2 protein-coding genes are annotated in these 2,498 nt (G+C 68.2%); one reads left to right on the top strand and one right to left on the bottom strand.

Annotated elements, in window-relative coordinates; translation table 11 throughout:
- Positions 1 to 2,044: putative bifunctional diguanylate cyclase/phosphodiesterase (locus F6S12_RS31165; protein ID WP_315869798.1), on the top strand; the 2,044-nt coding region annotated here is incomplete at its 5' end.
- Positions 2,045 to 2,053: 9 nt separating this feature from the next.
- Here F6S12_RS31165 and F6S12_RS31160 read toward each other — a convergent pair.
- Positions 2,054 to 2,498 (bottom strand): DUF2252 family protein (locus F6S12_RS31160; protein ID WP_315869797.1); only part of this gene is annotated, 445 nt, incomplete at its 5' end.

Below are 2,498 nucleotides of genomic sequence, written 5' to 3'. Positions count from 1 at the left end.
GGTGCTCGCCGCTGTCATAGGCCCGGGCAACGACCCGCAAGTGCGCCCTGATGCCGGGCCGCAGTCGGTGCTGGTCTTCGTCGCCCGTTTCGACCCGCCGCGGTTACTGGCCCTGGGCCAAGGCCTGGACATCGAGCATCTGCAGGTGGCCCGTGCCGCCACGGACCAGAGCTTGCCGACCCTGGACTTGCCCGACGGCGCCGGAACCCTGCAATGGCGGCCGGCGCGCCCCGGGCACCAGTTGCTGGTGCTGGTGATGCCGCTGTTGCTGCTGGCCGGCCTGCTGGTGGGCCTGATGGCGGTGTTCCTGTTGCGCCGCGCCGATGCTGCAGCGCAGGTCATGGACCGGCAGGTCCAGGCGCTGCGCGCCAACCGCTGGGCCCTGGCCGCGAGCGAGGAGCGCTTTCGCGATGTGGCTGAAGCTGCGTCCGACTGGATCTGGGAAGTCGACGGGCAGCTGTGCTTTACCTACCTGTCCGAACGTTTCGAGGCGGTCACCGGGTTGACCCGGGAGTCGACCCTGGGGCGGCCGATGACCGAGCTGCTGAGCTGCGAACAGGGTTCGCTGGGCCAGTGGCTGGCGGCCCCGGAGCGGCGTTCCCAGGCGATCCAGCAGTGCCTGTACCGGGATGGCCAGGGGCAGTCGCGAGTCTGTCGCCTGTCGGTGCGGGCCATGGCCGCCGGGGGCTTTCGCGGCACCGCCAGTGATATCACCGAGGAGGTCGCGGCTCGAAGGCGGGTCGAGTACCTGTCCCAGCACGATGCCTTGACCGGCCTTGCCAACCGCACCCGCATGCAGGAGTTTCTCGAAGGCCGGCTGCAGGCCCCGCCGACCCTGCAGGAACCGCTGCTGATGCTCAGCGTCGACCTGGACCGTTTCAAACCGGTGAACGACCTGCTGGGGCACGCCGCTGGCGACCAGGTGCTGCACGAGGTGTCCCAGCGCCTGGCCCAGTGCCTGCGCAGCGAGGACCTGGTGGCCCGGGTCGGCGGCGACGAGTTTGTCCTGGTGGTCACCGGCCAGGTGGCTGGCCACGAGATCGAAGGCTTGTGCCGGCGGCTGATCGAGCGGATCGAGGAACCGTTCTATATCGCCGGGCACGAGGTCTTCATCAGCGCCAGCATCGGCATTGCCCGGGCCCCGGGCGACGCCTCCCAGGCCGAAGAACTGCTGCGCTTTGCCGACATCGCCCTGTACGAGGCGAAAGCGGCGGGGCGCAGCACCTGGCGTTTCTATGCGCCCTACATGAATGTGCGGATCATCGAACGGCGGCGCCTGGAGCGTGACCTGCGCCATGCCATCGAGCAGGACCAGCTGCTCCTGCATTTCCAGCCGCGCTACCGCGTGCTCGATGGCCAGTTGATGGGCGCCGAGGCCCTGGTGCGCTGGCAGCACCCCCAGCATGGCTTGCTGGGGCCGGACGTGTTCGTGCCGATTGCCGAGGACACCGGGTTGATCCTGCCGCTGAGCAACTGGGTACTGCACGCAGCCTGTCGTGCGGCGCGAGCCTGGCCGGAAGGCCGACTGCTGGCGGTCAAGCTGTCGCCGGCGGAATTCCTGCGCGGCCAGCTGGTGGCGCGGATCGCGGCGGTGCTCAAGCAGAGCGGCCTGGAGCCGTCACGCCTGGAGCTGGAAATGACCGACAAGGTGCTGCTGGACGACAGCCGCCACGTGCTCACCATCATGCAGGGGCTCAAGGCGCTGGGGGTGCAGTTGCTGATCGACGATTTCGGCACCGGCTACTCGGCGCTGCAGTACCTGCAGACCTTCCCCCTGGATGGCCTGAAGATCGACAGCAGCTTCATCGCCCGGCTCAACCACAACGATGCCGGGCGCTCCATTGTCGAGGCGATTGTCGACCTGGGGCATGCATTGTCCTTGCGGGTGGTCGCCGAGGGGGTGCAGACCGCGGCGCAGTTCGGTGTCTTGCGCGACATTCAGTGCGATGAGGTGCAGGGCCCGCACCTGAGCCCGCCGCTGGACCAGGAGGCCCTGCTGGAACTCTATGGCGAAGCCGCCCGGGCCTCGCGCCCGATCACCTGAGCCTGTGTTTCAGGGCAGGTGGTCGGCGGCGAAGTCGGCCTCCGAGCGCGCTTGCAGGCGGCCTTTGCGGCAGGCCTGCTGGAAACGCTCGAAATCCCGTTCGTTCTGCGTGGCATAGGCCTGGGCGTAGTGCCACAGGGCTTCGGCCAGGGTTTCGCTCTTACCGATGTACCCGCTGATCCGCGCGGCCTGGCCCGAAGCCTTGGCGTGGGCTCGGGCCAGGGCCCGGCCGCAGATCCTGGCATAGGCGGCGAAGGTGTCCTCGTCGAAGGTCTCAAGTTCCGCCGAGACCTTCATGTCGCGCAGTTGGCGCACATAGAAATGACGGCCGTTGGGGCCGGTGGTCCAGCCCAGGAACAGATCGCTGGCGGACTGCATCAGGCGCTGGCCTTCCACCACCCGCTGGCCGTTGTGCCTTGGCTTTGAGCGTTCGCGCACATAGTCGGCGAGCACC

Origin of the sequence: Pseudomonas sp. JV245A (genome assembly GCF_032424515.1) — a bacterium.
Classification (GTDB): domain Bacteria; phylum Pseudomonadota; class Gammaproteobacteria; order Pseudomonadales; family Pseudomonadaceae; genus Aquipseudomonas; species Aquipseudomonas protegens.
This window is presented reverse-complemented; position numbering and strand designations above follow the sequence as displayed.